The sequence below is a fragment of the Nesterenkonia halophila genome (assembly GCF_009467795.1).
Classification (GTDB): Bacteria; Actinomycetota; Actinomycetes; order Actinomycetales; family Micrococcaceae; genus Nesterenkonia; species Nesterenkonia halobia.
The window spans coordinates 36,537-62,313 of the sequence record NZ_WIAX01000006.1 but is presented as its reverse complement, the minus strand read 5'-3'; the positions used below and the strand labels follow the sequence as shown (position 1 = coordinate 62,313).

At 73.0% G+C, this 25,777-nt stretch carries 22 protein-coding genes and 1 tRNA gene; 6 read left to right on the top strand and 17 right to left on the bottom strand.

The genetic code is table 11. From position 1 onward, the window contains the following. Positions 1 to 240 precede the first annotated feature (240 nt). Positions 241 to 744 carry a DUF2505 domain-containing protein gene (locus tag GCL72_RS02740; protein WP_170289538.1) on the top strand — a complete coding sequence of 168 codons (504 nt, stop codon included), beginning with the start codon at positions 241 to 243 and terminating at the stop codon, positions 742 to 744. A 93-nt stretch (positions 745 to 837) separates the two neighbouring features. On the opposite strand, the gene pth is transcribed toward GCL72_RS02740, so the two are convergent. Together pth and GCL72_RS02730 are read right to left on the bottom strand one after the other, a co-directional pair. Next, on the bottom strand, positions 838 to 1,422 hold the full coding sequence (pth, locus tag GCL72_RS02735) for an aminoacyl-tRNA hydrolase (protein WP_153143181.1): 585 nt from the start codon (positions 1,420 to 1,422) through the stop codon (positions 838 to 840). 52 nt (positions 1,423 to 1,474) lie between these two features. Next, the gene (locus GCL72_RS02730) at positions 1,475 to 2,116 is read right to left on the bottom strand and encodes a 50S ribosomal protein L25/general stress protein Ctc (RefSeq protein ID WP_153143180.1); all 642 of its coding nucleotides are present in this window, start codon (positions 2,114 to 2,116) and stop codon (positions 1,475 to 1,477) included. 281 nt (positions 2,117 to 2,397) lie between these two features. Here GCL72_RS02730 and GCL72_RS02725 point away from each other — a divergent pair, with 281 nt between their 5' ends. Continuing rightward, positions 2,398 to 3,219, top strand: coding sequence for an alpha/beta fold hydrolase (locus GCL72_RS02725; RefSeq protein ID WP_153143179.1), 822 nt, complete (start codon positions 2,398 to 2,400; stop codon positions 3,217 to 3,219). Positions 3,220 to 3,292: 73 nt separating this feature from the next. Here the strand turns inward: GCL72_RS02725 and GCL72_RS02720 are convergent, their stop codons facing one another. The 12 genes from GCL72_RS02720 to GCL72_RS02665 form a co-directional block, all read right to left on the bottom strand. Continuing rightward, positions 3,293 to 4,414: an NAD(P)-dependent alcohol dehydrogenase gene (locus tag GCL72_RS02720; protein ID WP_153143178.1), complete on the bottom strand. Its 1,122-nt coding sequence runs from the start codon at positions 4,412 to 4,414 to the stop codon at positions 3,293 to 3,295. A gap of 246 nt (positions 4,415 to 4,660) precedes the next feature. Beyond that, positions 4,661 to 5,641: a ribose-phosphate diphosphokinase gene (locus GCL72_RS02715; protein ID WP_153143177.1), complete on the bottom strand. Its 981-nt coding sequence runs from the start codon at positions 5,639 to 5,641 to the stop codon at positions 4,661 to 4,663. A gap of 48 nt (positions 5,642 to 5,689) precedes the next feature. Next, positions 5,690 to 7,165 (bottom strand): bifunctional UDP-N-acetylglucosamine diphosphorylase/glucosamine-1-phosphate N-acetyltransferase GlmU, encoded by a 1,476-nt coding sequence (gene glmU / locus GCL72_RS02710; RefSeq protein WP_153143176.1) that lies wholly within the window; start codon positions 7,163 to 7,165, stop codon positions 5,690 to 5,692. A gap of 90 nt (positions 7,166 to 7,255) precedes the next feature. Beyond that, positions 7,256 to 7,327 (bottom strand) — tRNA-Gln (locus tag GCL72_RS02705). A 177-nt stretch (positions 7,328 to 7,504) separates the two neighbouring features. After that, entirely contained in the window at positions 7,505 to 9,307 is a 1,803-nt protein-coding gene (locus GCL72_RS02700) for a calcineurin-like phosphoesterase C-terminal domain-containing protein (RefSeq protein ID WP_211364949.1), read from the bottom strand. 205 nt (positions 9,308 to 9,512) lie between these two features. Continuing rightward, positions 9,513 to 11,450, bottom strand: coding sequence for an ABC-F family ATP-binding cassette domain-containing protein (locus GCL72_RS02695; RefSeq protein ID WP_153143175.1), 1,938 nt, complete (start codon positions 11,448 to 11,450; stop codon positions 9,513 to 9,515). A gap of 89 nt (positions 11,451 to 11,539) precedes the next feature. Then, entirely contained in the window at positions 11,540 to 12,517 is a 978-nt protein-coding gene (locus GCL72_RS02690) for a 4-(cytidine 5'-diphospho)-2-C-methyl-D-erythritol kinase (protein ID WP_153143174.1), read from the bottom strand. A gap of 120 nt (positions 12,518 to 12,637) precedes the next feature. Further along, complete coding sequence (locus GCL72_RS02685) at positions 12,638 to 13,144, bottom strand: DUF3995 domain-containing protein (protein WP_153143173.1); 507 nt, start codon at positions 13,142 to 13,144, stop codon at positions 12,638 to 12,640. Between the two features lies 1 nt (position 13,145). Continuing rightward, positions 13,146 to 14,147: a 16S rRNA (adenine(1518)-N(6)/adenine(1519)-N(6))-dimethyltransferase RsmA gene (gene rsmA, locus GCL72_RS02680; RefSeq protein ID WP_153143172.1), complete on the bottom strand. Its 1,002-nt coding sequence runs from the start codon at positions 14,145 to 14,147 to the stop codon at positions 13,146 to 13,148. Further along, on the bottom strand, positions 14,144 to 15,082 hold the full coding sequence (locus GCL72_RS02675; RefSeq protein WP_153143277.1) for a TatD family hydrolase: 939 nt from the start codon (positions 15,080 to 15,082) through the stop codon (positions 14,144 to 14,146). The genes rsmA and GCL72_RS02675 overlap by 4 nt, the downstream gene beginning before the upstream one ends. Positions 15,083 to 15,383: 301 nt before the next feature. Further along, on the bottom strand, positions 15,384 to 17,285 hold the full coding sequence (locus tag GCL72_RS02670) for an AMP-dependent synthetase/ligase (RefSeq protein ID WP_153143171.1): 1,902 nt from the start codon (positions 17,283 to 17,285) through the stop codon (positions 15,384 to 15,386). Positions 17,286 to 17,311: 26 nt separating this feature from the next. Next, complete coding sequence (locus GCL72_RS02665; protein ID WP_153143170.1) at positions 17,312 to 18,961, bottom strand: dolichyl-phosphate-mannose--protein mannosyltransferase; 1,650 nt, start codon at positions 18,959 to 18,961, stop codon at positions 17,312 to 17,314. 119 nt (positions 18,962 to 19,080) lie between these two features. Here GCL72_RS02665 and rsmI point away from each other — a divergent pair, with 119 nt between their 5' ends. Further along, positions 19,081 to 20,070 (top strand): 16S rRNA (cytidine(1402)-2'-O)-methyltransferase, encoded by a 990-nt coding sequence (gene rsmI / locus GCL72_RS02660; protein ID WP_153143169.1) that lies wholly within the window; start codon positions 19,081 to 19,083, stop codon positions 20,068 to 20,070. A gap of 74 nt (positions 20,071 to 20,144) precedes the next feature. Here rsmI and galE read toward each other — a convergent pair whose 3' ends face one another. Beyond that, the gene (galE, locus tag GCL72_RS02655) at positions 20,145 to 21,083 is read right to left on the bottom strand and encodes a UDP-glucose 4-epimerase GalE (RefSeq protein ID WP_153143168.1); all 939 of its coding nucleotides are present in this window, start codon (positions 21,081 to 21,083) and stop codon (positions 20,145 to 20,147) included. A 309-nt stretch (positions 21,084 to 21,392) separates the two neighbouring features. Between galE and GCL72_RS02650 the strand changes: the two genes are divergently transcribed. The 3 genes from GCL72_RS02650 (at position 21,393) to GCL72_RS02640 (ending at position 24,194) form a co-directional block, all read left to right on the top strand. After that, positions 21,393 to 23,012: a glycosyltransferase family 4 protein gene (locus GCL72_RS02650; RefSeq protein ID WP_153143167.1), complete on the top strand. Its 1,620-nt coding sequence runs from the start codon at positions 21,393 to 21,395 to the stop codon at positions 23,010 to 23,012. Positions 23,013 to 23,021: 9 nt separating this feature from the next. Next, entirely contained in the window at positions 23,022 to 23,687 is a 666-nt protein-coding gene (locus tag GCL72_RS02645) for a 5-formyltetrahydrofolate cyclo-ligase (protein WP_153143166.1), read from the top strand. Positions 23,688 to 23,819: 132 nt separating this feature from the next. Further along, on the top strand, positions 23,820 to 24,194 hold the full coding sequence (locus tag GCL72_RS02640; RefSeq protein WP_153143165.1) for an FmdB family zinc ribbon protein: 375 nt from the start codon (positions 23,820 to 23,822) through the stop codon (positions 24,192 to 24,194). Positions 24,195 to 24,281: 87 nt separating this feature from the next. Here the strand turns inward: GCL72_RS02640 and cpaB are convergent, their stop codons facing one another. Together cpaB and GCL72_RS02630 are read right to left on the bottom strand one after the other, a co-directional pair. Further along, complete coding sequence (gene cpaB, locus GCL72_RS02635) at positions 24,282 to 24,977, bottom strand: Flp pilus assembly protein CpaB (RefSeq protein WP_153143164.1); 696 nt, start codon at positions 24,975 to 24,977, stop codon at positions 24,282 to 24,284. Between the two features lie 442 nt (positions 24,978 to 25,419). Beyond that, complete coding sequence (locus GCL72_RS02630; protein ID WP_153143163.1) at positions 25,420 to 25,776, bottom strand: hypothetical protein; 357 nt, start codon at positions 25,774 to 25,776, stop codon at positions 25,420 to 25,422. Position 25,777: the final 1 nt, after the last annotated feature.

Here is a 25,777-nt window from a genome sequence, read left to right as displayed (position 1 = left end):
CCGGTCGGGAGGACCTCCACAGGATACTGCCCCGCCGGGCCGCGGGCACATATGTCCGCTCAGCGGGAACGTCGTCGGGGCCGGGCGCGAGCAGGACGCCGGCCGGCCGCCGCTCGCACGGCTCCTCCCCGAGCCGCTGACGCCGACGCATCCTGCGCAGAGCGGATCCGCCGAGAGCAGATCGGCCCGCCGGGCGCCTATGATGATCGGGACACGTCCCCCAGCGAAGGAGACCCCTCCGTGGCCCTCGAGACCGAGACCGTGATCTCCCACGGCGCCGAGCAGATCCTGCAGGCCTACACCTCCCGCGACTTCCACGAGCACCTGGCCGGGCGCGTCGGCTCGGAGCTGATCAGCTTCGGCGTCGACGGCGATCCGGCCGGAGCCGTCACCGTCACCTCCGAGCAGCGGATGCCGGTGGACCAGCTGCCGGACATCGCCAAGAAGGTCATCAAGGGTCAGGTCCAGGTCACCGTGACCGAGACCTGGTCCGCCCCCGACGCCGACGGGTCCCGCCGTTCGGACATGGACGTCGCGATCCACTCCGCCCCGGTGAAGGCCACGGCTTCGCAGGTGCTGCACGCCCGCGGCGACTCCGAGACGCTGGCGACTGTGCGCGGCGAGGTGACCACCTCGGTGCCGCTGATCGGCAAGAAGCTGGCGTCGGCGGCCGAGCCCTACATGAAGAAGTTCGTGGCGGTGCAGGCCCGGGAGGTCTCCGCCTGGATCAGCCGGAACGGCTGATCCGCCCCGACACGACGACGCCGGCCCGGGCTCCGCTCCTCGCGGATCCGGGCCGGCGTCGTCTGTGCGGAGCGGCTCCGCGGAGTCGCGGCCTCAGAGCTGGTGCACGCGGTTCTGCGCGGCGGTCAGGCCGTCGGCGATGACGTGCTCGACGGCGTCGCCGGCGCGCTGCAGCACCTGCGGCAGCGCCTTGCGCTCGTCGGCGGAGAAGTTCTGCAGCACGTAGTCGGCGGTGTCCATGCGCCCCGGCGGACGCGAGACCCCCACCCGCACGCGGATGTAGTCGCGGTCGCCGCCGAGGTGCTGGGTGATGGACTTCAGCCCGTTGTGCCCGCCCTCGGAGCCGCCGCGCTTGAGCTTGATGCGCTCGAAGTCCAGGTCGACCTCGTCGTGGATGACGATCAGTCGCGCCGGGTCGACATCGTAGTAGTCCATCAGCCGGCGGATCGGCTGACCCGAGGTGTTCATATAGCCCTCGGAGACGGCGAAGAGCATCTTGGGCCCGCCGGGCTGCAACCGGGCGCCGACCATCCGCGCGCCGACTTTGGTGCGGGCCAGGCCGGCCCCCATGCGGTCGACGAGCTCGTCGACGACCATCTGCCCCACGTTGTGCCGGGTGCGCGAGTAGCGGGGCCCGGGATTCCCGAGCCCCGCCACCAGCCAGTTCTCTGAACTCATGGAGTCGAGTCTATCGACCCGCTCGCCGCGGGTCGCATCGACTCCGGAGCGCTCACTCCTCGGAGGAGCCCTCGCCCTCGCCGGACTCCTCGGCGGAGGAGTCCCCGGCGGCCTCGGCCTCGTCCTCGTCGGACTCCTCGTCCTCGCCCAGGTCCTGCGCGGCGGGCTCGTAGATGGTCACGATCGGGGACTCGAGGTCCGACATCGCCAGCGTGGTGCCCTTCGGCAGCTGCAGCAGCTCCGGCAGCGCGTGCTCGGTGCGCTCGGTGATGTCGATGCTGACCGACTCCGGCAGGTGGGTCGCCTCGGCCTCGACGGAGACGGTCGGGTGGTCCAGCAGGTAGGCCAGGCCCGCGGCCGGCTCGCCGATGACCTCGACGGTGACGTCGACGACGACCTTCTCGCCGCGGCGGACCACGATGAGGTCGAGGTGGTCGACGCTGCGGTAGATGGCGTCGCGCTGGATGTCCTTCGGCAGCACCATCTGCTGCTTGCCCTCGACGTCCAGGGTGATCAGGGCGTTGGGGTTGCGGACCGCCAGGGTGGTCTCGTGCTTCGGCAGCAGCAGGTGCTGCGGGTCCTCGCCGTGGCCGTAGACGACGGCGGGGATGTAACCCTCGCGGCGGGCCCGGCGGGCGGCGCCCTTGCCGAAGTCGTCGCGCAGGTGGGCCTGAATGATGATCTTGTCCGACATGCTGTGTCCTTCGTTGGTCGACGGTCCTGACGTCCAGGGGTCGACGGGGGGGGGAAGACGTCGGACCATCGCACGCTGCACGGCATGCGGAGGGCTGTCGAGCCTCGCCTCGTCGATCACGGAGTCGCGGCGGCCTCGCCGTCCGCGCTCCCTCGCCTGGGCACAGTCGCTCATGCTATCACGGCCCAGGCGGCGCCCACGACGTCCCGGCGGCCGCCCCGGCCGGCGACGACGGGCTCCGACCTTGCCCGCCGACGGCGCGGACGACGATACTCGGCCCCATGGAGCACACCACGTTGAGCGCCACCACGCTGCATGCCCCGACCGAGCCGACCGCGCTGATCGTCCTGGTGCCGGGGCTCGGCACCGATGTGGCGAGCACCTGGGCGCGCACCGCCGCGCATCTGGTCGACGGCAGCGCGGCGGCCGGCCCGCAGGTGATCGGCGTCGATCTGCCCGGCCACGGCCTCTCCGCCCCCTGGACGGATGCGCCGGCGGAGCCGACCATGGCCGATCTGGGCGATCTGCTGGTCGAGGCGGTGGTCGAGCATCGGGCCCGCCATTCCGGACTGGCCGAGGTTCCCGTGACGGCCGCCGGCACGTCGCTGGCCGGCGGCCTGATGCTGCAGCTGGGCATCGACCACGCCGACCGCTTCGCCCATCTGGTCGTCGTCGGCGGGGCTCCGCGCTTCGGCGAGCCGCAGACCTGGATCGACCGGGCCGAGGCGATCCGCGCCTCGGGCACCGCCTCGCTGGCCGAGGGCAGCGCGGGCAAGTGGTTCACCGAGGACTTCCGCCGCGAGGGCCCTCACGTGGTGGAGGCGGTGCTGGACTCGCTGCGCGCGGCCGACGATGCCAGCTACGCCGCGCTGTGCAGCGTGCAGAGTCGCTTCGATCTGCGCGGCCGGCTCGACGAGGTCGCCGTGCCGGTGCTGGCCGTCGCCGGAGAGCACGACCCGGTGGCCCCGCCGGAGCAGGCCGAGATCATCGCCGCCGGGGTGCCTCGCGGCTCGGCGACGACAGTGCCCGGCGTCGCACATCAGATTCCGACGCAGAAGCCGACGGAGACGGCCGAGCTGCTGCGCGGCCTCCTGCAGAGCTAGCGCACCGTCCGGCCGCAGACGCCGTGCGCGCCGCCGACCAGGTGGTCGGCGGCCCGCACCATGAGCGACGTCGTCACGCCGCCGCGCTCTCCTCGGCGAAGGTCAGCACGGGCTTGAGCACGTCGCCCGACGCGGAATCGGCGAAGGCCTCGGCGATCTCGTCGAAGGCGTAGTGCTTGATCAGCTTGTCGAAGGGGAAGTCGCCGGCCCGGTGCAGGGCGATGAGCTCCGGGATGAACAGCTGCGGCACCGCGTCGCCCTCGACGATCCAGCTGAGCTTCAGCCCGCCGGACAGCGCCGACGGCATGTCGACGACCGCCTCGGCGTCCGCCGGCGAAGCTCCCACCAGGCCAGCGTGGCCCCAGGGGCCCAGGGAGTCGACCATCTGGCGGAAGACATGCGGATTCCCCGTGGTGTCCAGCGCGGTCTGCACGCCGTCTCCCGTGATCTCCCGGATCCGGGAGACGGCGTCCTCCTCCGCGCCGTTGATGGTGTGGGTGGCTCCGAGCTCGGCGGCCAGCTCCAGGCGGTGGGCGTGGACGTCCACTGCGATCACCGTCTGGAGCCGCCGGGCCGCCGCGGCCATGACCGCGGCCAGACCGACGGTGCCGGTGCCGAAGACGACGAGGCTGCCGCCCGGCGCCGGCTCGAGCACGTTCAGCACGGCCCCGGCGCCGGTCTGCAGCCCGCAGCCCAGCGGCGCGGCCAGATCCAGCGGAAGGTCCTCGGGGATCTTGACCACGCTGCGCACCGACGCGTTCACGCGCTCGGCGAAGGACGACTGCCCGAAGAAGTGCGAGCCCACCGTCGTCCCGTCCTCGGCGGCGAAGGCCGAGGTGCCGTCGCGGCGTCCGCCCTCGAAGTTGTACTCGTTGACCCGCAGGCAGCTCGACGGATGTCCGGAATAGCACTGTCGGCAGGTGCCGCAGCTGTTCACGCTGAGCACCACGTGGTCCCCGGGCTGCAGGTGATCCACCCCCTCGCCGACTGTCTCCACCACGCCGGCGCCCTCGTGGCCCAGCACGACCGGCGACCGGGTGGGGATCAGACCGTCCCGCACGGCGGCGTCGGTGTGACACACTCCCGTCGCCACCAGGCGGACCTGCACCTCGTTCGCCCTCGGATCGTCCAGAGCCAGCTCGCGGATCGCCAACGGCGACCCCGTCTCCTCCAGAACTGCGGCTCGCACGTTCATCGCGGCATCTCCTCGCTGCTCGTGGCGATGCCCGCAGGCATCGCGGGTGATCTGTCGGGAGTTTCAAGGGTGCGCGGCACCGGGTTATTTCTCCCGACGCACGAGCAGGACATCACACCGCGGCGAGGTGGCGGGACGAGGCAGGACTGCGGCCGACCGCCTCGATCTGTGCGAGGCGGTCGGCCGCAGTCCTGTGGTTCCCCGAGGAGGAGGATCGGCGGCGTCGCCGCCGCCTGCGGGGTCAGCTCAGGCGTTGCCCTCGAAGAGCGAGGTCACCGAGCCGTCCTCGAAGACCTCGCGGATCGCCCGCGCGAGGATCGGGGCGATGGAGAGCACCGTGAGGTTGCTGAAGCGCTTCTCGTCCGGGATCGGCAGCGTGTTGGTGACCACGACCTCCCGGGCCCCGGACTGCTCGAGACGCTCGGGCGCCGGATCGGAGAGCACAGCGTGGGTGGCGGCGATGATGACGTCCTTCGCCCCGGCGTCCTTGAGCACCTTCACCGCCCCGGAGATCGTGCCGCCGGTGTCGATCATGTCGTCGATGAGCACGCAGGTCCGGCCCTCGATCTCGCCGACGACCTGCTTGGACTCGGCCATGTTCGGCTGGGTCAGGTCGCGGGTCTTGTGCACGAAGGCCAGCGGCGCCCCGCCGAGCCGCTCGGCCCACTGCTCGGCGACGCGCACGCGGCCGGTGTCCGGCGAGACCACGGTGACCGCGTCGCCGGCGACCTGGGCCTTGATGTGGTCGGCCAGCAGCGGGACGGCGAAGAGGTGGTCGACCGGTCCGTCGAAGAAGCCCTGGATCTGTGCGGTGTGCAGGTCGACCGACATGATCCGGTCGGCGCCTGAGGTCTTGTACAGGTCGGAGACCAGACGCGCCGAGATCGGCTCACGCCCGCGCCCCTTCTTGTCCTGGCGTGCATACGGGTAGAACGGCGAGACCACGGTGATGCGCTTGGCCGAGGCACGCTTCATGGAGTCGATCATGATGAGCTGCTCCATGAGCCAGTTGTTCAGCGGGTACGGGTGCGACTGCAGCAGGAACACGTCCTTGCCGCGCACAGACTCCGCAGAGCGCACGTAGAGCTCGCCGTTGGCGAACTCGTAGGCGCTCATCGGAAGCAGCTCGGTCCCCAGCTCGGCGGCGATCTCGTCCGCCAGCTCGGGGTGCGCCCGTCCGGATGCCACGACGAGGGTCTTCTCCCCGCTCAGCCTGATCTCGTCCATGCCTGTTATTCCTTCTCTCCGGTCGCTTCCCTGGCTGCTGTCTCGACTCTACTCCGCCGCATCCGTCGGCTCGTGCGAGGACCCCGCCGCACGACGGGCCGCCTCGGCCGATCCGCTGTCCGGACGCCTGCGCTCCACCCAGCCGTCGGCGTTGCGCTGCGGGGCCACCGACAGCGCCAGCGCCCCGGCGGGCACATCCTTGCGGACCACCGCACCGGCTCCGGTGTAGGCGCCGTCGCCGACGTCGACCGGCGCGACGAACACCGTGTTCGAGCTGGTGCGCACATGCGAGCCGATCACCGTGCGGTGCTTCGTCTCGCCGTCGTAGTTGGCGGTGATGTTGCCGCAGCCGATGTTGGTGTGCTCGCCGATGACCGCATCCCCGGCGTAGCCGAGGTGGGAGAGCTTCGCACCGCGGCCGATCTCGACGTTCTTCGTCTCGTAGAACGCACCGATCGTGCCGGTCTCGCCGAGCCGGGTGCCCCGGCGGAGGTAGGTGAAGGGGCCGACGCGCGCGCCGTCGCCGATCTCCGCGCCCTCGCCGTGAGTGCGGGTGACCGCCGCGCCCTCGCCGACGGTGACGTCGGTCAGCGTGGTGTCCGGCCCGACGACGGCGTCGCGGCCGATGCGCGTCGTGCCGTGCAGCTGGGTGCCCGGCAGCACTGTGGTGTCCTCGTCCAGGGTGACGGTGGCGTCGATCCAGGTGGTCGCCGGGTCGACGACAGTGGTGCCGCCGCGCATATGCGCCTCGACGGTGCGGCGGTTCAGCTCCGCGCCCAGGGCCTGCAGCTGGACGCGGTCGTTGGCACCTTCGACCTGCCAGCGATCCTCGGTGACGACGGCGGCGACGCGGCCGCCCTCGGCCCGGGCCAGCGAGAGCACATCGGTCAGGTACTTCTCGCCCTGGACGTTGTCGGTGGAGACCTGCGCCAGCGCCCGAGCCAGCACTGCGGCGTCGAAGGCGTAGATCCCGGAGTTGATCTCGCGGACGGCACGCTGCTCATCGGTGGCGTCCTTGTACTCGACGATGCCGGTGACCGAGCCGTCCTCGGCGCGCAGCACCCGGCCGTAGGCGCCGGCGTCGTCCAGCACCGTGGTCAGCACGGTGACGGCGTTGTCCTCGGCCTCGTGGGCGGAGACGAGCTCGGCGAGCATCTCGGTGCTCAGCAGCGGGACGTCGCCGTAGGTGACCACCACGGTGCCGGCCTCGGCGGGGACGCCGTCGGCGGCGAGCTGCTCCAGGCCGCATTCGACGGCGCGGCCGGTGCCGGGAACCTCGTCCTGGTCGGCGAGGACCACGGAGGGGTCGAAGGAGCTGATGTGCTCGGCGACGGTCTCGCGCTGGTGGCGCACGACGGCGACCAGGTGCTCGGGCCGCAGGCCGGCGGCGGCGGTGAGCGCGTGCCCGATCATGGACACTCCCCCGAGGCGATGCAGGATCTTCGGCGTCCGCGACTTCATGCGGGTTCCGGCGCCGGCGGCGAGGACGATCACGGCGGCGGGGCGAGTCTCGAGCGTGGGCACGTGCTGATGCTCCTTGACACGGGGGCGGAGGACCCCTCGATCCTATCGGGAACCCGGCGATCCGGGAGCCCGGGGCCGAGGCCGGGGCCGTTCCGCCCCTAGGACTCGAACCTAGACTGCACAGCTCCAAAGGCTGGCGTGCTGCCATTACACCAGGGCGGACCACACGCGCGGGCACGCATGCAGTCCATCTTCGCATGAGAGGCGCGGGGAGTTCACATCCGCGCAGCGGCCGGGCACCTCGGGGATTCCGGGGCGTCGGGCGCGGCGGTCCTGCACCCCGAGAGTCGCGCGGGCCCCCGGGGTGCAGGACGTGCGCGGAGGATCACGAGCGTCGCATCACTCGGTGACCTCGAACTCGAAGGTCTCGGTCGTCGCCTGTCCGTCGACGCCGACGGCGGTCACTTCGGCGGTGTGGGCGCCGACGGCGAGGCCCTCCGGCATCGGCAGCCGCCAGAGATGCATGGACCGGTCGGCGACGTTGCCGCCGTCGACCAGCTGCTGCTGGACCGCCTCCGGGTCGGACCACTCGGCGCCGACGTGCTGGCCCTCGCCGTCCATCGCCTGAGTGCGCTCGGCGCTGCGGACCGGGCCGCCGTCGATGCTCACCTGCACCTCGGAGCCGGAGCCGCCCATCCAGAAGTTCGTGCTCAGCCAGGTCTCGCCGAGGTCGGACTGAGCCACCGTCCCGGCGGTCTCCAGAGCGGGCGCCTCGCCGGCGCTGTCGCGGTAGGTGTCGAACCAGTCGCGATAGGACGGAGTGTTCAGCCCGATGTTCATCTGGTTCGACCCGTCGTCGCCACGCTGGGTGAAGTGCTCGGCGATCTGTCCCCCGCGCGCCTCGAGCGTCACGACACCGGGCACGCCGCCGTCGCGCTGGACGGCCGCCGGGTAGCCGGCGTCGAGCAGCTCGCCGGAGTACCAGTCGCCGGAGATCGCTCCGGCGGTCAGGTGGGTGAAGGGCAGCTCCTCGACCCCGAAGTTCTCCTGCCAGCCCGCGAGGCTGTCGCCGACACGGAGATTCTCGATGCTGTGGGTGTGGCCGCCCAGGGCGATCGCCTCCCGGCCGGAGAGGATCTCGTGGATCTCGGCGACCTCGTCGACCTGGTGCTTCGTGCTGTCCTGGTCGGCGTAGTCGAGCAGCGGGATGTGCGAGGCGACGACCACAGTGCGGTCCTGGGGCGTCTGCGCGATGTCCCGGCGCAGCCACTCCAGCTGCTCGTCGCCCAACGAGCCGTTGTAGCTGTCGCCGACGGGGTACTCGATCGAGTTCAGCGCCACCACGTGCAGCTTTCCGACGTCGTAGGAGTAGTACTGCGCACCGAACTCCGAGCGGTAGGTGTCCACCGAGTGCTCGCGGGTCGCGGCGTCGAAGTCCAGATCGTGGTTGCCCGGCAGGAAGCGTGCCGGGCCGTTGAGCCGGGCGGTCTGCTCGCGGACCCCCGAGTACAGCGACAAGTCGTCGCCGACGACGTCGCCGATGAACAGCGCCCCGCAGGAGGTGTAGTCCTCACGGGCGGCCAGATCCGTGAAGGCCCCGGCGGCCGCGTAGCCGACCTCGGAGGCAGTGTAGGGCTGGATGTCGCCGCCGATGACGCAGTTCTGCAGCGGGTGCTTGGCAGCCTTGCTGGAGGCCAGCGGGAAGTTCACCGCCTCCGGCAGCGCGCCGGTGGGCTCGATCCCGCCGTACTTCAGGCCCGGAGACCCCTCGGGCATGTGCGTGTAGGAGAACTGGGCGACGTTATCCTCGTCGACCGGCACCTGATAGCCGCGCGGCTGGGTGACGAAGACGTCCATCCCCGGCTCGACGGTCAATTCGTACCGACCCTCCGCGTCCGTCGTCACGACGTCGTGGCCGTTCGAGACCGACACTCCCTCGATGCCGCGCTCGCCCGCGTCCTGCGTGGAGTCGCGGTCGGCATCGTCGAAGACGACGCCGCTCAACGTCGTGGCCGAGGCGTCGTCGCCGGGGACGACCTCCACGTCACCGCGGAAGGCCTCCTGGTTCCAGTCGCCGCCGCGATGGGGGCCGCCCGGCTGTCCGCCGGGATCGGCGACGGCGGCCGGAGCGGCGAGGATCGTGACGCCGGCCAGGGCGGCGCCAAGGCTCGTGCGCAGTGCTCGAGTGCGCGTTGGATTCACGGATGCGTCCCTTCGTGTGCGGTGGTCCGGTGGGTGATCATCGGACCCGCACGAGGCTGTCGCATCGGCGTGAATTCCCGGCCAACCGCAGGTCAGGGGGATCTACATCGGAATGAAGGGCACCGTGGGCGGATCCTTCCGGTCAGCGTCGACGAAACGCCGGATCATGGCGTCATGATCATCCGCAGAATGTGCGGCGGCGAGCTCACTCCGCCAGTTCGCCGGCCTCCAGCCAGGTCTCCTCGAGCTCGCCGAGCTGGGCGTCGACGTCGTCGAGCTCGGCCTGCAGCGTGCGCAGCCGGTCGACGTCGCCGGCCTCGGAGGCGGTGGCCATCTCCTCGTGCAGCTGGCGCTGCCGGGAGGAGAGCTTCTCCATCTGCTTCTCCACCCGCTGCATCTGCTTGCGCGCCTGCCGCTTCTCGGCCGCGGAGGCGCCGTCGGGGGTCTCGGCCGCGCCGGCGGGCCCGGAGTCGGAGGACGACGCCGAGCTCGTCGACTCCCCCGAACCCGCCGGTGCGGCGGCGGACCCACGCCCTGAGGCCGTCGCGCCGGCCTCGGCGCTGGTCTGACCGCGGTACGTGCGGATCGCCTCGCCGGGGGCGGCCTCCCTGCCCGACCGGATGCGCAGGTACTGCTCGACGCCGCCGGGCAGCAGGCGGACCGAACCGTCGCCGAGCAGCGCGACCTGATGGTCGGTGACGCGCTCGAGCAGATAGCGGTCGTGGCTGACGACCACCAGCGTGCCGGGCCAGTCGTCGAGCAGATCCTCCATCGAGGCCAGCGTGTCGGTGTCGAGATCGTTGGTCGGCTCGTCGAGCATCAGCACGTTCGGCTCGCCGGTCATCAGCTTCAGCAGCTGCAGCCGCCGCCGCTCGCCGCCGGAGAGGTCACTCACCGGGGTCCACTGGCGCTTGCGGTTGAAGCCGATCTGCTCGAGCAGCTGCGCGCCGGAGAGCTCCTTGCCGCCGACGACGAAGACGTTCTTCTCCTCGGTCATCACCTCGTGGACGCGCATATGCGCCTTCTCCCGCAGCTCCTCGACCTCCTGGGAGAGGATCGCGGTCTGGACGGTCCGACCGCGCTTGATCCGGCCCTCGTCGGGGGTGACCTGCCCGTCCAGCAGGCGCAGCAGCGTCGACTTGCCGGCGCCGTTCACGCCGACGACGCCGACCCGCTCGCCGGGGCCGAGCCGGAAGGTGACGTCGTCGAAGAGCGTCCGACCGTCCGCGACGGCCGGCTCGTCACCCTCGCCGCGCAGCCGCAGGGTGACGTGCTCCAGGTCGAGGACGTCCTTGCCCAGCCGGGCGGTGGCCATCCGCCGCAGCGAGACGGTGTCCCGCGGCTCGGGGACGTCGTTGATCAGCGCAGTCGCCGCGTCCACGCGGAACTTGGGCTTCGAGGTGCGCGCCGGAGCGCCGCGGCGCAGCCAGGCGAGCTCCTTCTTCACCAGCTGCTGACGCTTCTGCTCCTCGACCGCCGCGGCCCGATCCCGCTCGGCGCGGGCCAGCGTGTAGGCCGCGTAGCCGCCCTCGTAGGTGTCCACCGTCGCATCGTGGACCTCCCAGGTGGTGGTGCAGATCTCGTCGAGGAACCAGCGATCGTGGGTGACCACCAGGAACGCGCCCTCGTCGGCCTTCCAGCGCTTCTTCAGGTGGTCGGCCAGCCAGGCCACGCCCTCGACGTCGAGGTGGTTGGTCGGCTCGTCGAGCATCAGCACGTCGTGCTCGCCCATCAGCAGCTTCGCCAGCGCCACGCGACGCCGCTGGCCGCCGGAGAGCGCGCCGACCGGCTGATCCCAGTCGAGGCCGCCGAGCAGACCGTCGGCCACATCGCGCAGCATCGGGCTGGAGGCCCACTCGTAGTCGGCCATCTCGCCGACCACCGCCCGTCGGATGGAGTCGTCGCCGTCGAGGACGTCGGACTGGTCCAGGAAGCCCACGTCGACGCCGCCGCGCCAGGTGACCCGGCCGTCGTCGGCCTGGGCTCGGCCGGCCAGCAGACGCATCAGCGTCGACTTGCCGTCGCCGTTGCGTCCGACGATGCCGATGCGGTCGCCGGCGTCGATGCCGATGGTCAGTCCGTCGAGGATGGTGCGGGTGCCGAACGTCAGGGTGAGCCCTTCGGCTCCGAGGAGATGCGCCATGGGCTCCAGGGTATTGAACCGCGCGGGCTCAGGGAGAATCAGCGGCCCCGGACGAGACGACGGCGACTCGCCGCGCCCGCTCCGCTGGATCAGGTCGTCAGCAGCCGCGCCCCCGGCGCCGGAGCGGTCACCGGGATCGCCCAGACCGAAGTGCGCTCCTGCAGCCGCGTGGCGACCTGACCGGCCGACTCGGCGTCGCGCGCCAGGAAGACCAGCGTCGGCCCCGACCCGGAGACGATCCCCTGCAGCGCGCCGTCGACGAGCCCGGCGTCGAGCATGTCCTCCAGCGAGGGGATCAGGCTGACCGCCGGAGCCTGCAGATCGTTGGCCATCAGCGTGGCGATCAGCTCTGCATCGGTCGTGCAGAGTGCGCGCACCAGGTCGGGGTCCAGCCGCGGCGCCTCCGCCTCCACCGCGGACTCGGCGCGCATCGTGTCCAGCCGCCGGTAGACCTGAGGCGTCGACAGTCCCGCGGCGGCCGGGACGATGACCAGATGCAGCTCGCCGCGAGTCAGCAGCGGGGAGAGCTCGTCGCCGACGCCCTGCCCGACGGCGGCTCCGCCGAGTATGGCGAAGGGCACGTCCGCCCCCAGCTCGGCGCCGATCTCGGCCAGCTGCTCCTTGGTCAGTCCGGCCTCCCAGAGCGCCGAGCAGGCGACCAGCGTGGCCGCCGCGTCCGCGGAGCCGCCGCCCATCCCTCCGGCGACAGGAACGTTCTTGGTCAGAGTGATGTCCACTCCGCGGCGATGGCCCAGCCGATCGCGCAGCGTCGACGCCGCCCGATGGGCCAGGTTCCGCTCGTCCAGCGGCACTCCGGGAGCGGACGCGTCGTCCACGTCAGGGTCGTCGAGCGGGGCGGAGGTGAATGCAGACCGTTCGGAGAGGCTCAGCGTGATGGCCTCGTCGTCGCGCGGGACGACGCTGGCCTCCTCCTGCAGCGAGACAGCCAGGTAGAGGGTCGCGACCTCGTGGTAGCCGTCCTCGCGGAGCGGCCCCACGCGCAGACTCATGTTCACCTTGCCGGGGGCGACCGCGGTGACATGGCCGAAGAATTCGCTGTCCCTCATCCTGGGGAGTTCCTCCTGGGAGATCGATGTGTCTGATCCGGCACTCTATCGCGGGCGACTGGACGGCGTCCGCGCCGACGTCCAGCTCACCACCAGCCGCTCTCGAGGAATCGCTCCAGGTCACCGACTGGGCCGCGAATCGCCGCCGAGGAGTCTCGAACGCGCCAGGCCTGCCAGCAGCGCCGCGGCCCACAGCGAGAACAGCGGCCCCCAGATCAGCAGGTGGCCGGCCAGCGCCACGGGGGCCTCCGGTGCGCCGAACAGCCCGAGCAGCCCGACGCCGCTGAGCAGCATGTGCCAGACGAGGCCGTAGGCCAGCAGCACGACGGCTGCGCACCACTCGGCGGCGCGCAGCAGGCGTCGGAGCCGTCCGGGCATCCGCTCGACGAGCAGCGGCGTCCAGGCGGCGGCGAGCTTCGCCGCTCCGACGGCGCCCAGCGCGGCCGCCGCCGACCCCGGGGCGTCCTCCACAAGTGCGGTCGCCAACCCGCCGGCGGTCGCCAGCAGCCAGTCGCCCCCGGCGGCCCACACCAGGCTCGTCGCGGCGTGGAGCGTGCCGCAGACCGCGGCCAGCAGGAACCACCCACGGCCCCGCCGGGGCGACGTCGACGAGGGCGGCCGGGTCATCTCAGGGAGCGCTCGCCTCCGGGTCGGGCCCGTCCTCAGCGTCGGGGTCGTCGTCGCCCCGGCCCCGCAGCGCCTCGGCGATCCGCGTGTAGGCGCCGACCTCCAGCGTCTCGCCGCGCGCCCGGGGATCCACGCCGGCGGCGCGCAGCACCTCCTCGGCGTCGACTCCCGAGCCGGCGAGCGAGGACAGCGCCGCCCGCAGCGTCTTGCGGCGCTGGGCGAAGGCGGCGTCGACGACGGCGAAGACCTCCTGGCGGCTCACCGTCTCCGAGGCCGGATCGCGCCGGTCGAAGCGCACCAGTCCCGAGGAGATCCGCGGCTCGGGCCAGAAGACCCGCGTGCCGACGACTCCCGCCTTGCGCATCGAGGTGTCCCAGGCGGCCTTCACCGAGGGCACCCCGTAGATCTTCGACCCCGGCCCCGCGCAGAGCCTGTCGGCGACTTCGTCCTGGACCATGACCAGCCCCTTGGTGAGGCTGGGCAGGACCTGGAGCAGATGCAGCACCACCGGCACCGCGACGTTGTAGGGCAGGTTGGCCACCAGCACGTCCGGGGCGCCCACCTCGGCGTCGACGTCGTCGCCGGCGAGCGCCTCCCCGCCGGAGCCGGACCCGCCGACCCTCCGCCCGTCGGCGCGGTCAGTCCCCAGCGTCATCGCATCCTGGCGGATCACGCGCAGCCGCCCCGCGCCGGCGGGACGCATCTGCTCCATCGTCTCCGGCAGCCGCGCGGCGAGCCGGGGATCGATCTCCACGGCGGTGACCTGCGCGGCCTCGTCCAGCAGTCCCAGCGTCAGCGACCCCAGCCCGGGGCCGACCTCGAGCACATGCTCGGAGCCGTCGAGCTCGGCCAGGCCGACGATCCGCCGGATCGTGTTCGGGTCCACGACGAAGTTCTGCCCCCACTGCTTGGTGGGATGCACCCCCAGCTCCTCGGCGAGGGCGCGGATCCGCGGCGCGCTGAGCAGCTCGCCGCCCGCGGCGCCGTCGCCCGGGCCGCTCACAGCCACGCTCCGTAGGCCCGGACGGTGTTGTCCATGACCTGCCGGCACAGGGCGTCCAGCTCGACGCCGCGCCGCTCGGCCATCAGCCGCATCGTCTGCGGGATGAGATACGGGGCGTTGGGCCGGCCGCGGTGCGGGTGCGGGGTGAGGAACGGGGTGTCCGTCTCGACGAGGATCAGCTCGGGATCGGCGACGTCGAGCCCTTCGCGCAGCGACTCGGCGTTCTTGAAGGTCACCGTGCCGGCGAAGGACATGTACCAGCCGTTCTCCGTGCAGATGCGGGCGAGCTCGGCGTCGCCGGAGAAGCAGTGGAAGACGACCACCTCGGGCAGCCGCGGGGCATCCCGCAGCACTGCGACGACGTCGTCGTGGGCGTCGCGATCGTGGATCTGCACCGGCAGGCCCTGTTCGGCGGCCAGCTGCAGATGATCGGCGAAGCTGCGGCGCTGGGCGGCACGCCCCTCCTCACCGGTGCGGAAGTAGTCCAGGCCGGTCTCGCCGACTGCGACGACCTCCTCGTCGCCGGCCAGCTCGGCGATGCGGGCCAGCGCGTCGTCGTACGTCCCGGCGGCCGCCAGCTCCGGGGCGTCGTTGGGGTGCAGCGCGACGGCGGCCTTGAGCCGACGGTCCTGGCGGGCGGCGCGGACGGAGAACTCGCTGGAAGCGACGTCGTAGCCGACGTTGATCGCCCCGGCGACGCCGACCGACGCTGCGGCGTCCAGCGCCTCGGAGACGCTCACCGCCGCCTGACCGTCGCGGAAGTCCAGATGAGCGTGGTTGTCGATCACCGACACTGCCAGCGGCTCGGGCGCCGGCGGGTACTCCAGACGCCGACGGCGGCCGGAGTTCTCCTCCGCCGGATCGCGCCGAGGCGACTCGTCCTCGGGGGCAGAGGCTTCCTGGGGCCGATAGACCGGCGGGGTCTCGCCGGGCACGACGGGATGCGGTTCGCGGACAGCGGGCTCGCTCGCAGCTTCATCACTCACAGCACCCCAGCTTAGCCGCCGTCGCCGCCGGCCCGGCCGACGACGTCGATTCCGGCTCCTCGAGACGCCGAGCAGCTGGCCCCGGACCACCGCTCGGTTCTGGCCGATCCGTCCGTGCTGTTCCTCCCGACGGATCGGCCCCGTGCTGTTCGCCGGGCCTCGTCCAGTTGGACCGGGACATCGGAACACGACGGGGACGGGTGGTGTCCCCGCCCCACTGGACGGGGAGGGACGGGACCGTCCGGCGAGCTCAGCGGGAGTAGATCGCCTCGATCTCCTCGGCGCAGTCGGCGATCACCCGGTGCCGCTGCAGCTTCTGCGAGGGCGTCACGTGTCCGGTCTCCTCGCTGAACTCCAGCGGCAGGATCCGGAAGGTCCGCACCGACTCGGCTCGCGAGACCGCCTCGTTGGCCGCGTCCACGGCCTGCTGCACCTGCACGCGCACTGCGGAATGCTCGGCGGCCTCGCTCAGACTCATCTCCTCGTGGCCGGCCGCGGCGCTCCAGGAGGCCACTGCCTCGGCGTCGAGGGTGATCAGCGCGGCCACGAACGGCCGATCGTCGCCGACGACGACCGCATGCGCCACCAGCGGGCACAGCCGGATCCGCTCCTCCAACGGCGCCGGGTGGATGTTCTTGCCCCCGGCAGTGACCAGCAGCTCCTTCTTCCGGCCGGTGATCGCCAGGTATCCGTCCTCGTCCAGGGCGCCCAGGTCGCCGGTGCGGAAGAAGCCGGCGTCGTCGAAGGCCTCCTCAGTGGCCCGCTCGTCGCGGTGATAGCCGTCGAAGACCACCGATCCGCGCAGCAGGACCTCCCCGTCGTCGGCCACGCGCACGGTGCTGCCCGGCACGGGCAGCCCCACAGTGCCCAGCCGCGTGGCCCCGGGGATATTCAACGTGATCGGCGCGGTGGACTCGGTCAGTCCGTAGCCCTCCTGGACCGGCAGGCCGGCTCCGGTGAAGAAGTGGGCGATCTCCGGGTTGAGTGCGGAGGCGCCGCAGACCATATAGCGGATCTGCCCGCCGAGCCGGTCGCGCAGCCGGCGGTAGACCAGCCGATCGTAGAGCGCGCGCTTAGCCCGCAGCGCCGTCGAGGGACCGTCCCCGCCGTCGGCCTGCCGCTGCCGGGCCTGCGAGTACTCCACCGCCGTGCGCCGCGCCGACTCGGCGATCTGTGCGCGGCCGGCGTCGCGGGCGGCGTCCTGCAGCGAATGGTGGACCTTCTCGTAGACCCGCGGCACCGCGAGCATCCACTCCGGGCGGAAGCTGGCCAGGTCGTCGGTGAGCCGGGCGGCGCCGGGACTGTGGGCGACCTGGATGCCGTGGTGCAGGCAGATCAGCTGCACCGCCCGGGCCAGCACATGGGCCAGCGGCAGGAAGATCAGCGTGCGCGAGGGCCCTGCGCCGAGGATGTCGCGGGCGAAGGGCACGATGTTCGCCGCTCCCTCGGCCAGGTTGCGGTGGGTGATGCGCACCCCCTTGGGGCGGCCGGTGGTCCCGGAGGTGTAGACCAGCGTGGCGACGTCGTCCAGGCACGCCGCCGAGCGGGCCGCCTCCAGCGTCGCCTCGTCGACGCCGTCGCCGTGGGCGGCGATCGCGCGCAGCGCCTCGTCGCCGTCGACGGCCAGCACCCGGACCGCCTCCGCGGCGGGGCGGTCCCGGTCGTCCGGATCCGGTGCACCGGCCCCGTGCTCGCCGGTCCCCTGTCCCCCAGCGGCGGCCTCGACGCCGCGACGGACCGTCTCGGCGATCTCCGCGCCGCCGACCAGCGCCAGTCGCGGCGCCGCATGGCGGACGACGTCGGCCACCTGTTGCGGGGAGCTGGTCTCGTAGATCGGGACCGAGACGCCGCCGGCGAACCAGATCGCCTGATCGATCACCGCCCACCAGTAGCTGGTCGGGGCCATGACCACCACACGGTCGCCGACGCCCACGCCGAGGCCGATCAGCCCTCGAGCAGTATGACGCACCTGTCCCACGAAGCTGTCGATGGTCACGTCCACCCAGCCGCCGACGCCGTTGGGCACCGCGTAGACGGGGCATCGGGGGTCCCTCTCGCACAGGGCGAGGACCCCGTCGGTCACGTTGGTCGCCGGGTCAGGATGCGCCACCTGTTCGGTGGCGGCCTCGGTGATCGGGGCGTCAGCAGTCACAGTCGCCACTCTATCGGCCGAGCGACTCACACCCAGGACTCCAGCCACATGCGCCACTGCCACTGGTCCGTCGGGATCAGCTCCGCGGTCCAGAGCGGATGGAAGAAGATCGAGGCCGCCGTCGCCAGCAGGACGAAGGCCAGCACGAGCGCCGCCGCACGCTGAGACGACCCCGCGCGCCCCGGTCGACGCCTGCCGGCGCGGGCGGCTCCGCGGCGCATCACCAGGGCTGCGACGGCGACGAGCGCCAGGATCAGGAAGGGCTCGTAGGCGACGGTGTAGAAGAAGAACATCGTCCGGGCGGGGAAGAACAGCCAGACCGCCCATCCGGCGAGGACGCCGGAGAGGATCGCCCCGTGGCGCCAGTCCCGACGTCCCAGCCACAGGGCGACGACGACCAGCAGGGCGACCAGCCCGCCCCACCAGATCACCGGGTTCGCCAGGTCGAGCACCGCCTGCGAGCACGCCGCCTCCCCGCATCCCGACGACCCGGCCTCGATCGACTCGTAGTGCATCGACACCGGACGTCCCATGAACGGCCACGTCCAGGGCGAGGAGGCGTAGTCGTGCCCGTCGCTGAGCCCTTCGTGGAACTCGAGGATGGAGACGTGGTAATGCCACAGCGACCGCAGCGGCCCGGGCACCAGCTGCCCGAGGCCCTCGGCCGGATGCGTCAGATGCCAGGTCCTCCCCCAGCCGCCGGAGGTGACCAGCCATCCGGTCCAGGTGATCACATAGGTGACCGCGGCCAGCGGCAGCACGGTGACCACGGCCAGCAGCCCGTCTCGCAGCCCGGCGCTCGACCAGCCGCGCAGCCCGGCCGCGCGGCGGGCCTGCAGATCCCAGAGCACGACCAGCACGCCGAAGACGGCGACGAAGGCCAGCGCCGAGAGCTTCACCGACGTCGCGCAGCCCAGGAGCACGGCGGCGGCCAGCCGCCACGGGCGCCAGAGCAGCAGCGGACCGCGCCCGCTTCCGGCACAGCCGCCGTCCCCGCCCCCGGCCTCCGGGGCACGGGCCAGCAGCGCGGCCAGCCGTCGTCGTCCCTGCCAGCGGTCGGCCAGCAGTGCGCCGAAGGCCGCGAGCACGAACAGCGAGAGGAAGATGTCGAGCAGCGCCGCCCGGCTCATCACCAGGTGGTGGCCCTCCACCGCCAGCAGCACGCCGGCGACCCCGCCCAGGAAGACCGAGCGGAACATCCGCTGCGCGATCAGGGCGACCAGCAGCACGGTCAGCACCCCGGCGACCACTGAGGCGATCCGCCATCCGACGGCCGAATCCGCCCCCACGGCGCGGATGCCCAGCGCGATGAGCCACTTGCCCAGCGGCGGGTGGACCACGAAGGAGGCTTCGTCCTCCGGGGCCGGGGCCCCGGCGAGGAAGGCCTCGTCGGCCTCCTCCGGCCAGGAGAGCTCGTAGCCGGCCTGCAGCAGGGCGTAGGCATCCTTGGCGTAGTAGGTCTCGTCGAAGATGAGCTCATGCGGACGCGCCAGCCCGGGCACGCGCAGCGCGGCGGCGAGCATCGTCACCAGCGCCGGGATCCAGACGCCCCACAGGCCCGGACGGAAGGGCTCGGCGCCCAGTCGACGGATCAGCCGGGCGCGCCGGGCGCCGAGGGCGGCCTCGGTCGACGTCGCGCGATCCGTCGCGGCGACGATGGGAGTCTGGCGGGTCACGGTGGGTATGCTACGTGGCGAGCTCCGAGACCTCGGCGCTCCCACTCCGGACGGTCGCGACGTCGCCGACGCATCTCCGGAACGCTCCCGCACCCCGTCCGCCGATGGAGGCCGCCGCCATGTCCGACCACGACGCGCAGGACGAGCTCCGGGGCGGACCGCAGGACGACGCCCCGGAGGACGCCCCGGCCGACCGCGCCGACGACGCCTCCGAGGACGCTGCCGAGGACGAGCACGGAACCTCCGCCGTCGCCGTCCCCGCCGGCCTCTGGGACGTGCCGCTGGTGCTCGCCGCGACCCCCATCGGCAATCTCTCCGACGCCAGCCCGCGGCTGCGCGCGCTGCTGGCCAGCGCCGAGGTCGTCGCCGCCGAGGACACCCGTCGCACCCGGCACCTGTGCCAGGCGCTGGGCGTGCGCCCGACCGGGCGGCTGGTCAGCCTGCACGAGCACAACGAAGCCTCCCGCGCCGCGGAGGTGGTCGAGCGCGCCGCCGCCGGCGCCCGGGTGCTGGTGGTCTCCGACGCCGGGATGCCGGCCGTCTCCGACCCCGGATTCCGGCTGGTCGCCGCCGCCGTCGAGGCGGGGGTGGAGGTCACCGCCGCCCCCGGAGCCTCGGCGGTGCCCACCGCCCTGGCGCTCTCCGGACTGCCCACCGACCGGTTCACCTTCGCCGGCTTCATGCCGCGCAAGGGCGCCGAGCGCCGTCGGCTGCTGCATCGGCTGGCCACCGAGGAATGGACCACGGTGCTCTTCGAGTCCCCGCATCGCACGGCGGCCACGCTGGCCGAATGCGCCGAGCAGCTCGGCGGCGGACGCGGCGCGGCGATGTGCCGGGAACTGACCAAGAAGCACGAGGAGGTGCTGCGCGGCAGCCTCGCCGAGCTGGCCGAGCAGATCTCCTCCCGGCAGCTGCGCGGCGAGGTGGTGCTGGTCATCGGCGGCGCCGCGGAGCAGGCGGCGCCCTCCCACGAGGACCTGGTGGCCGAGGTGCTGCGCCGGGCCGAGGCGGGAGAGAAGGTCAAGGCCGCGGCCAAGGAGGTCGCCGCCGCGCACGGGGCGACCTCCCGCGAGCTCTACGACGCCGCCGTCGCCGCCCGGAAGGGCTGAACGCCCCGCGGCGGCGCATCGCGACGACGCCGCGTGCGGTTCAGCGCCGGAGTCGGCTCAGCACCGGGGTCGGCTCAGAGGTGATCCCAGGCGTCGCGGACGATGTCGACCAGGGCGCGCCGCGGCGTCCAGCCCAGCACCTCGCGGGCCTTCTCCCCGGAGGCGACCAGCGTGGCCGGATCGCCGGGGCGGCGGCCCTCCTCGGTCACCGGCACCCGACGACCGGTGACGGTCTCGACGGCGTCGAGGACCTCGCGCACGCTGGAGCCCACGCCGGTGCCGAGGTTGAACACCTCGTGGGTGCCCGGCCGGATCTGCTCCATCGCGCGCAGATGCGCGTCGGCGAGGTCGAGCACGTGGATGTAGTCGCGCACCGCGGTGCCGTCATGCGTCGGGTAGTCGGTCCCGAAGAGCTTCGCCGGCTCGCCGCCGCCGGCCGCGGCCCGGAGCAGATTCGGGATCAGGTGCGTCTCCGGGTCATGGCGCTCGGAGAGCCCGTCGCTGGCGCCGCCGACGTTGAAGTAGCGCAGGCTCGCCGCGGCCAGCCCGTGGGCGGTCGCCTCGGCGGCGAGCATGTGGTCGATGGCCAGCTTCGAGGCGCCGTAGGGGTTGATCGGGGCGGTCGGATGGTCCTCGGTGATCGCGTCGCTGACGGGCGTGCCGTAGACCGCCGCGGTCGAGGAGAAGATGAACCGCGGCACGCCCGCGGCGCGGACGGCGTCGATCAGCGCCAGCGAGGCCACGATGTTGCCGTGCCAGTACCGCTCGGGGTGCTGGACGGACTCGCCCACCAGGGACTTCGCCGCCAGATGGATGACCGCGTCGAAGCTGGAGTCCAGCACCTCGCCGGCGGCGGCGATGCTGCCCTCGTGCCACTGCGCTCCCGCCAGCACGGCGTCGTCATGGCCGGTGGAGAGGTCGTCGAGGATCACCACCTCGTGGTCGCCGGCGAGCAACTGCTGTGCCACCACGCCTCCGATGTAGCCGGCTCCTCCGGTCACCAGCACCTTCATGCAGGTCTCTCCTCGCTGCCTCGCTGCGTCGTCGCCTCGACGGATCACCGGTGGTCGCCGCGGCGCCATCCTCGGTGTTCCGTGGCGGAGCCTAGCAGGCCCGACGGCGGTCGGGGCGGTCGATCGCCGGGTCGATCGTGATCCCCCGCGGCTCCAGCGGACCGCCGTCGGACGTTCAGACGGTGCACAGCTGACGCCGAGACTCGCCACGTACCGTCAGCGCCGAGGCGCCCGCGCAGCTCGGCGCCGACGCCGTCGCGCCGTCGCGCCGTCGACCGGCAGGACGCACCTGGTGGGGAAGGAACTGACATGAAGATCGCCTATCTGCTCGTCGACCCTGCGGTGGGGCTCTTCGGCACGACCGGGGCCTCGGTCCGCGTGCAGGAGATGATCCGTGCCTTCCAGGCGCACGGCCACGACGTCACCGTGTTCTGCCTGACCCGGCAGGACCGTCCGGAGGAGGCCTCGGGAACGGGGTCTGGACTGAAGCCCGCCGGCCTGCGGGACCTGCCGGTGGTCACCGTGCCGGTCGAGGTGCCGCGGAGTCCGGTGCAGCCGGCCGAGGCCGAGGATGCGCCCCCGACGGGATCCGGCGGGGCCGGGGCGGAGTCCGCCGGCGACGCTCGCCGCGAGGCCGTCGGCCATGCCGCGGCGCAGCTGGCCTCCCGCGCCGTCGAGGAGGCGGTGCCGTTCGACCTGATCTACGAGCGCTGTTCGATGTTCTCCGACGCCGGCGCCCGGGTGAAGGAGCAGCTGGCCGCCGCCGGACATTCCGCCCAGCTGGTCATGGAGCTCGACGCCCCGCTGGTGGAGGAGCGCACCGACGCGACGACCTCCTGCTGGTCCCCCACCGTCCGCGCGCTGACGGCGGCGGACCTGATCACCTGCGCCTCCAGCTCGCTGGCCCGGTGGGCCGGCGAGCTGCTCGCCGGCGACGGGAGCGACGCCGCGGACCAGCAGGAGGAACAGGACGAGCAGGGTGCCGAGCGCGGCTCCGCGGCCGAGCAGGCGGCGGCGTCCCGCCTCGCCGTGGTCCCCCACGGCGTCAACACCGACCGGTTCATCCCCGCCGACCGCGACCCGGGGGCTCCGTTCACCGTCGGGCTGGTCGGCTCGCTCGACCCCCGCCACGACATCGACCTGCTGCTGCGCGCGCTGGCCGAGGCGCCCCACCCGCGGCGAAGCGACTGGATGCTGGAGATCATCGGCGGCGGCCCGCAGATGGAGCAGCTGCAGGTCCGCGCCGCGGAGCTCGACGCCTACCGTCAGGTGACGTTCCACGGACCGATCCGTTCTGCGGACATGCCCCAGATGCTCACTCGCGTCGACGTGGCCGTGGCCCCCTTCCCCGCCGCGCAGGAGGGCGAGGGGCGGCCGATCTCGCCGCTGACGGTCTACGAGCACCTCGCCTGCGGCGTGCCGGTGGTCGCCTCGGCCGTCGGCGATCTGCCGGCGCTGCTGCGCAGCCCGGCCTCTCGGCAGGGCACCTCCGGCGACCAGTCGACCCGTGAACCGGTGGACTCGGCCGAGCGGATCTCCGACGCCGACCGCGGACTGCTGGTCCCGCCCGGCGACGTCGGCGCCCTGGCCGCGGCACTGGGCCAGCTGGCCGACCAGCCGGATCTGCGGGCGCGGATGGCCTTCGCCGGCCGGGCCGCCGTCGTCGAGCGCCACACCTGGACGCGGCGCGCCGGCGAGGTCCTGCGCCTGCTGAGCCTGCCCAGCAGCACGCATGCGGGGCTGACCACGCCGATTCCGGTGGTGGACACCGCGACGGCGGCCGGCACGCCGGACGAGGCCGGCTCCCCCCGACCCGGCGTGATCTCCTCCGGCCGACGGCGACGACGCCGACCTCGCCGGCCTCCCGGTTCCCGCCGGCGGCGGCGTTCCCGCGGGCCGCACTCACCGCAGGTCGGAGGCGGCGGATAGGCTGGGGGCATGTCGACGAAGACTGAGCTGCGCCGCCGACTGCGTGCCGCCCGGACCCGGCTCGACGCCGCGGAGCAGGCCCGCCGTGCCGACCAGATCGCCGCGGTGCTGCAGGCGCATATCCGCCCGACGGCCGTCGTGGCCGCCTACCGGCCGATGACCGGCGAGCCCGATGTCGGCCCGTTCCTGACCGCCCACCTGGCGCGCGGCGGCACTGTGCTGCTGCCGCGCGTGGTGCCCGGTCCCGCACGCCGCATGGAGTGGATCCCGTGGACCCCGGAGACGACGATGCGGCGCAGTCGGCAGCTCCCCCTCGACGAGCCCGCCGGAGAACCCGCTGCTCTGGAGGTCCCCAGGGACGTCGACGTGATGCTGGTTCCGGCTCTGGCCGTCGGCCGCGACGGGGTGCGCCTGGGGCAGGGCGGCGGCTACTACGACCGCCTGCTGGGGCCGGGCCCTGAGACCGGCGAGGACACGGTCGACGCCGGTCCGGCGGGCATTGACGCTGAGCCGGAGGGCGCCGATCCTGAGGGCGCCGCGGGTCCGGAGCGGATCGCCGTGGTCCATCCTGAGGAGCTGCTCTCCGCCGGCGATATCCCGGTCGAACCGCATGATCTGCGCGTGGCCCGAGCGATCACCGCGCAGGGTCCGGTGCGGCTCGACCTGACCGGATGACCGACGCGCCCGCCGATGCCGCGTCCCCCGCCGGCGATGCGGGGGCGGGATGCGGCGCAGTATAGAATGGAGCGTCTGCCCGATCCGTCGGCGGCGGACGCGCCGCCATGACCTGTCCCCCGAGGAATCTCGATGCCCACCTATGCCTATGGCTGCAAGGACTGCGGCCACGCCTTCGACATCGTCCAGCCGTTCAGCGAGGATTCGCTGACCGAGTGCCCCGAATGCGGCGGCACGCTGCGCAAGAAGTTCGGCAACGTCGGGGTGACCTTCAAGGGATCGGGCTTCTATCGCAACGACTCCCGCGGCTCCGGCTCGTCCTCCGACAGTGCCTCGAGCTCCTCGTCCGGGTCCTCCTCCGGCTCCTCGTCGGAGTCGTCGACCTCCTCCGGATCCTCGAACTCCTCGAGCTCCTCCGAGTCCTCGACGAGCTCCTCCGGATCCGAGTCCTCCTCGGCCGCGTCGGGATCCACGAACAGCTCCGGCGCCCAGGCCGCCTCCTCCTGAGCGGCACGCACCGGGTCGCCCCCACCGGCGGCCGGCCCTCGCGGCGCCGCCGCACCAGGCCGGCCGCCCGTGCTCACTCGACCAGGCTCACTCGACCAGGCTGAGATCGATCCGCCCACGGTGAGCGGCCTCGGCCAGCGTCTCGGCGACGTCGGGCTCCACGGCGAGGATCACCACCTCGCCGGCCTGATCATCAGCCGGCAGCCAGTCGTCGGAGACGCTCTGCGGCGTCCAGAGGACCGGCGCCGCCTCCGCGACCGTCTCCGCCGGCGGCATGCCCTCCGGGCCTGACCCGGAGACCAGCACGTCGACCCGACGCCCCGGGGTGAGCATCCCGACCAGCGCCGTGTCGGCCGGCCGCACCGGCATGGCCACCACCTCCTCATCCTGCCCGTCGAGCAGCCCCGGCCCGACGAGCTGAGTCTCCAGGACCACGGCCCCCTGCGGCAGGGGCACGGCCGCCTGACGTCCGGCCACTCGGTCGAGGAGCTCCTCTCCGGCCCCGTCCCCGCCCTCCCCCGGCCCGCCCCACGCGGCGGCCGCGGCCCCGGCCGGCACTGAGGCGGCCTCGACCCGGGCCGTCTCCAGCTGGGCCGCCTCCAATCTCTCGCCCGCCGCGGCCTCGCCGGTGGTGCGCACGACGGTGACCCTCTCGCCCGGCGGCGCCGTGCCGCCGGCGAGCATCCCCGCGGCCACTGCGCAGCAGGCGAAGAGCAGCGCCAGCGGCAGGCGCATCCGGCGCACCACGCGCGTCGACGAGGCGCCGCGGAGCCGGCGCGCCATCCGCGGCGGACGCTCTCCGCGCGGTCGCCGCGCCGACCGGCCGCCGGACCGGCGCCCGGACCGGCGCCCGGACCAATTTCCGGATCGATGGCTCCGCCCCGCAGGTCGCGTCCGGTCCCCGCGGCCCGGCGGGGGCGGATCCGCGGTGACGGAGTCAGGATCGGGCGTCCCGCTCCGCGCGGCAGCCGGAGTGGGACGCGGCGGGGCCGGCAGGCGCATCGGCTGCTGCTGGCCGAGACGGCGGGCTCGACGCGACGTCGGCGGAAGCGACGGCGCCGGGGAAGAACCGGCGGCGGAGGCGGCGGATCCACGGGAGGCTGTGCTCATGGCTCCAGCGTCGCCGCAGCGGGCCCTGGCGACCAGCAGCGTCCGGGGAGCTGTGGACGGAACGGCGTGTCCGACGCGGACAGCGGAGGCCTGTGCAGGAAGGCCCCGGAGAGTCTCACCAGTGCGGCGGACGTTCCTCGAGGATCCACCGGTCGCGCGGGCTCAGCCGCTCGGCTCCCTCGGCCGGACGGGCCACGCGCGTCCTCGGCGCCTGCGCCGACTCCTCCGAGCCGTCGTCGGCCGTGCCGGACGTCGGCTCGCGCGTCGCCGCGTCGCCGTCGGCAGAGGCGGAGTGGAACCGCCGGGCCTCCTCGGACTCCGGCCGGCCCGACGTCGCCGGAGCCACCACCCGTCGCGCCCCGCGCCGCCCGCGCCGGACCGCGCGGGCGCCCGGGCCCCGAGGGCTCGGCCGCTCGGCGCCCTCCGCCCCGACGACATCCTCGACGCGATCCTCGCTGCGGTCCGCGGGCATC

What these genes read in the sequence shown, in the direction of transcription:
- GCL72_RS02640 (WP_153143165.1), top strand. Translation starts at nt 23,820, where the DNA reads ATGCCCACCTATGCCTATGGCTGCAAGGACTGCGGCCACGCCTTCGAC.
- GCL72_RS02715 (WP_153143177.1), bottom strand. Translation starts at nt 5,641, where the DNA reads ATGGACGAGATCAGGCTGAGCGGGGAGAAGACCCTCGTCGTGGCATCC.
- GCL72_RS02650 (WP_153143167.1), top strand. Translation starts at nt 21,393, where the DNA reads ATGAAGATCGCCTATCTGCTCGTCGACCCTGCGGTGGGGCTCTTCGGC.
- GCL72_RS02730 (WP_153143180.1), bottom strand. Translation starts at nt 2,116, where the DNA reads ATGTCGGACAAGATCATCATTCAGGCCCACCTGCGCGACGACTTCGGC.
- GCL72_RS02630 (WP_153143163.1), bottom strand. Translation starts at nt 25,776, where the DNA reads ATGCCCGCGGACCGCAGCGAGGATCGCGTCGAGGATGTCGTCGGGGCG.
- GCL72_RS02645 (WP_153143166.1), top strand. Translation starts at nt 23,022, where the DNA reads ATGTCGACGAAGACTGAGCTGCGCCGCCGACTGCGTGCCGCCCGGACC.
- GCL72_RS02690 (WP_153143174.1), bottom strand. Translation starts at nt 12,517, where the DNA reads ATGAGGGACAGCGAATTCTTCGGCCATGTCACCGCGGTCGCCCCCGGC.
- cpaB (WP_153143164.1), bottom strand. Translation starts at nt 24,977, where the DNA reads ATGGCGCGCCGGCTCCGCGGCGCCTCGTCGACGCGCGTGGTGCGCCGG.
- rsmI (WP_153143169.1), top strand. Translation starts at nt 19,081, where the DNA reads ATGTCCGACCACGACGCGCAGGACGAGCTCCGGGGCGGACCGCAGGAC.
- GCL72_RS02695 (WP_153143175.1), bottom strand. Translation starts at nt 11,450, where the DNA reads ATGGCGCATCTCCTCGGAGCCGAAGGGCTCACCCTGACGTTCGGCACC.
- GCL72_RS02725 (WP_153143179.1), top strand. Translation starts at nt 2,398, where the DNA reads ATGGAGCACACCACGTTGAGCGCCACCACGCTGCATGCCCCGACCGAG.
- pth (WP_153143181.1), bottom strand. Translation starts at nt 1,422, where the DNA reads ATGAGTTCAGAGAACTGGCTGGTGGCGGGGCTCGGGAATCCCGGGCCC.
- GCL72_RS02685 (WP_153143173.1), bottom strand. Translation starts at nt 13,144, where the DNA reads ATGACCCGGCCGCCCTCGTCGACGTCGCCCCGGCGGGGCCGTGGGTGG.
- galE (WP_153143168.1), bottom strand. Translation starts at nt 21,083, where the DNA reads ATGAAGGTGCTGGTGACCGGAGGAGCCGGCTACATCGGAGGCGTGGTG.
- GCL72_RS02720 (WP_153143178.1), bottom strand. Translation starts at nt 4,414, where the DNA reads ATGAACGTGCGAGCCGCAGTTCTGGAGGAGACGGGGTCGCCGTTGGCG.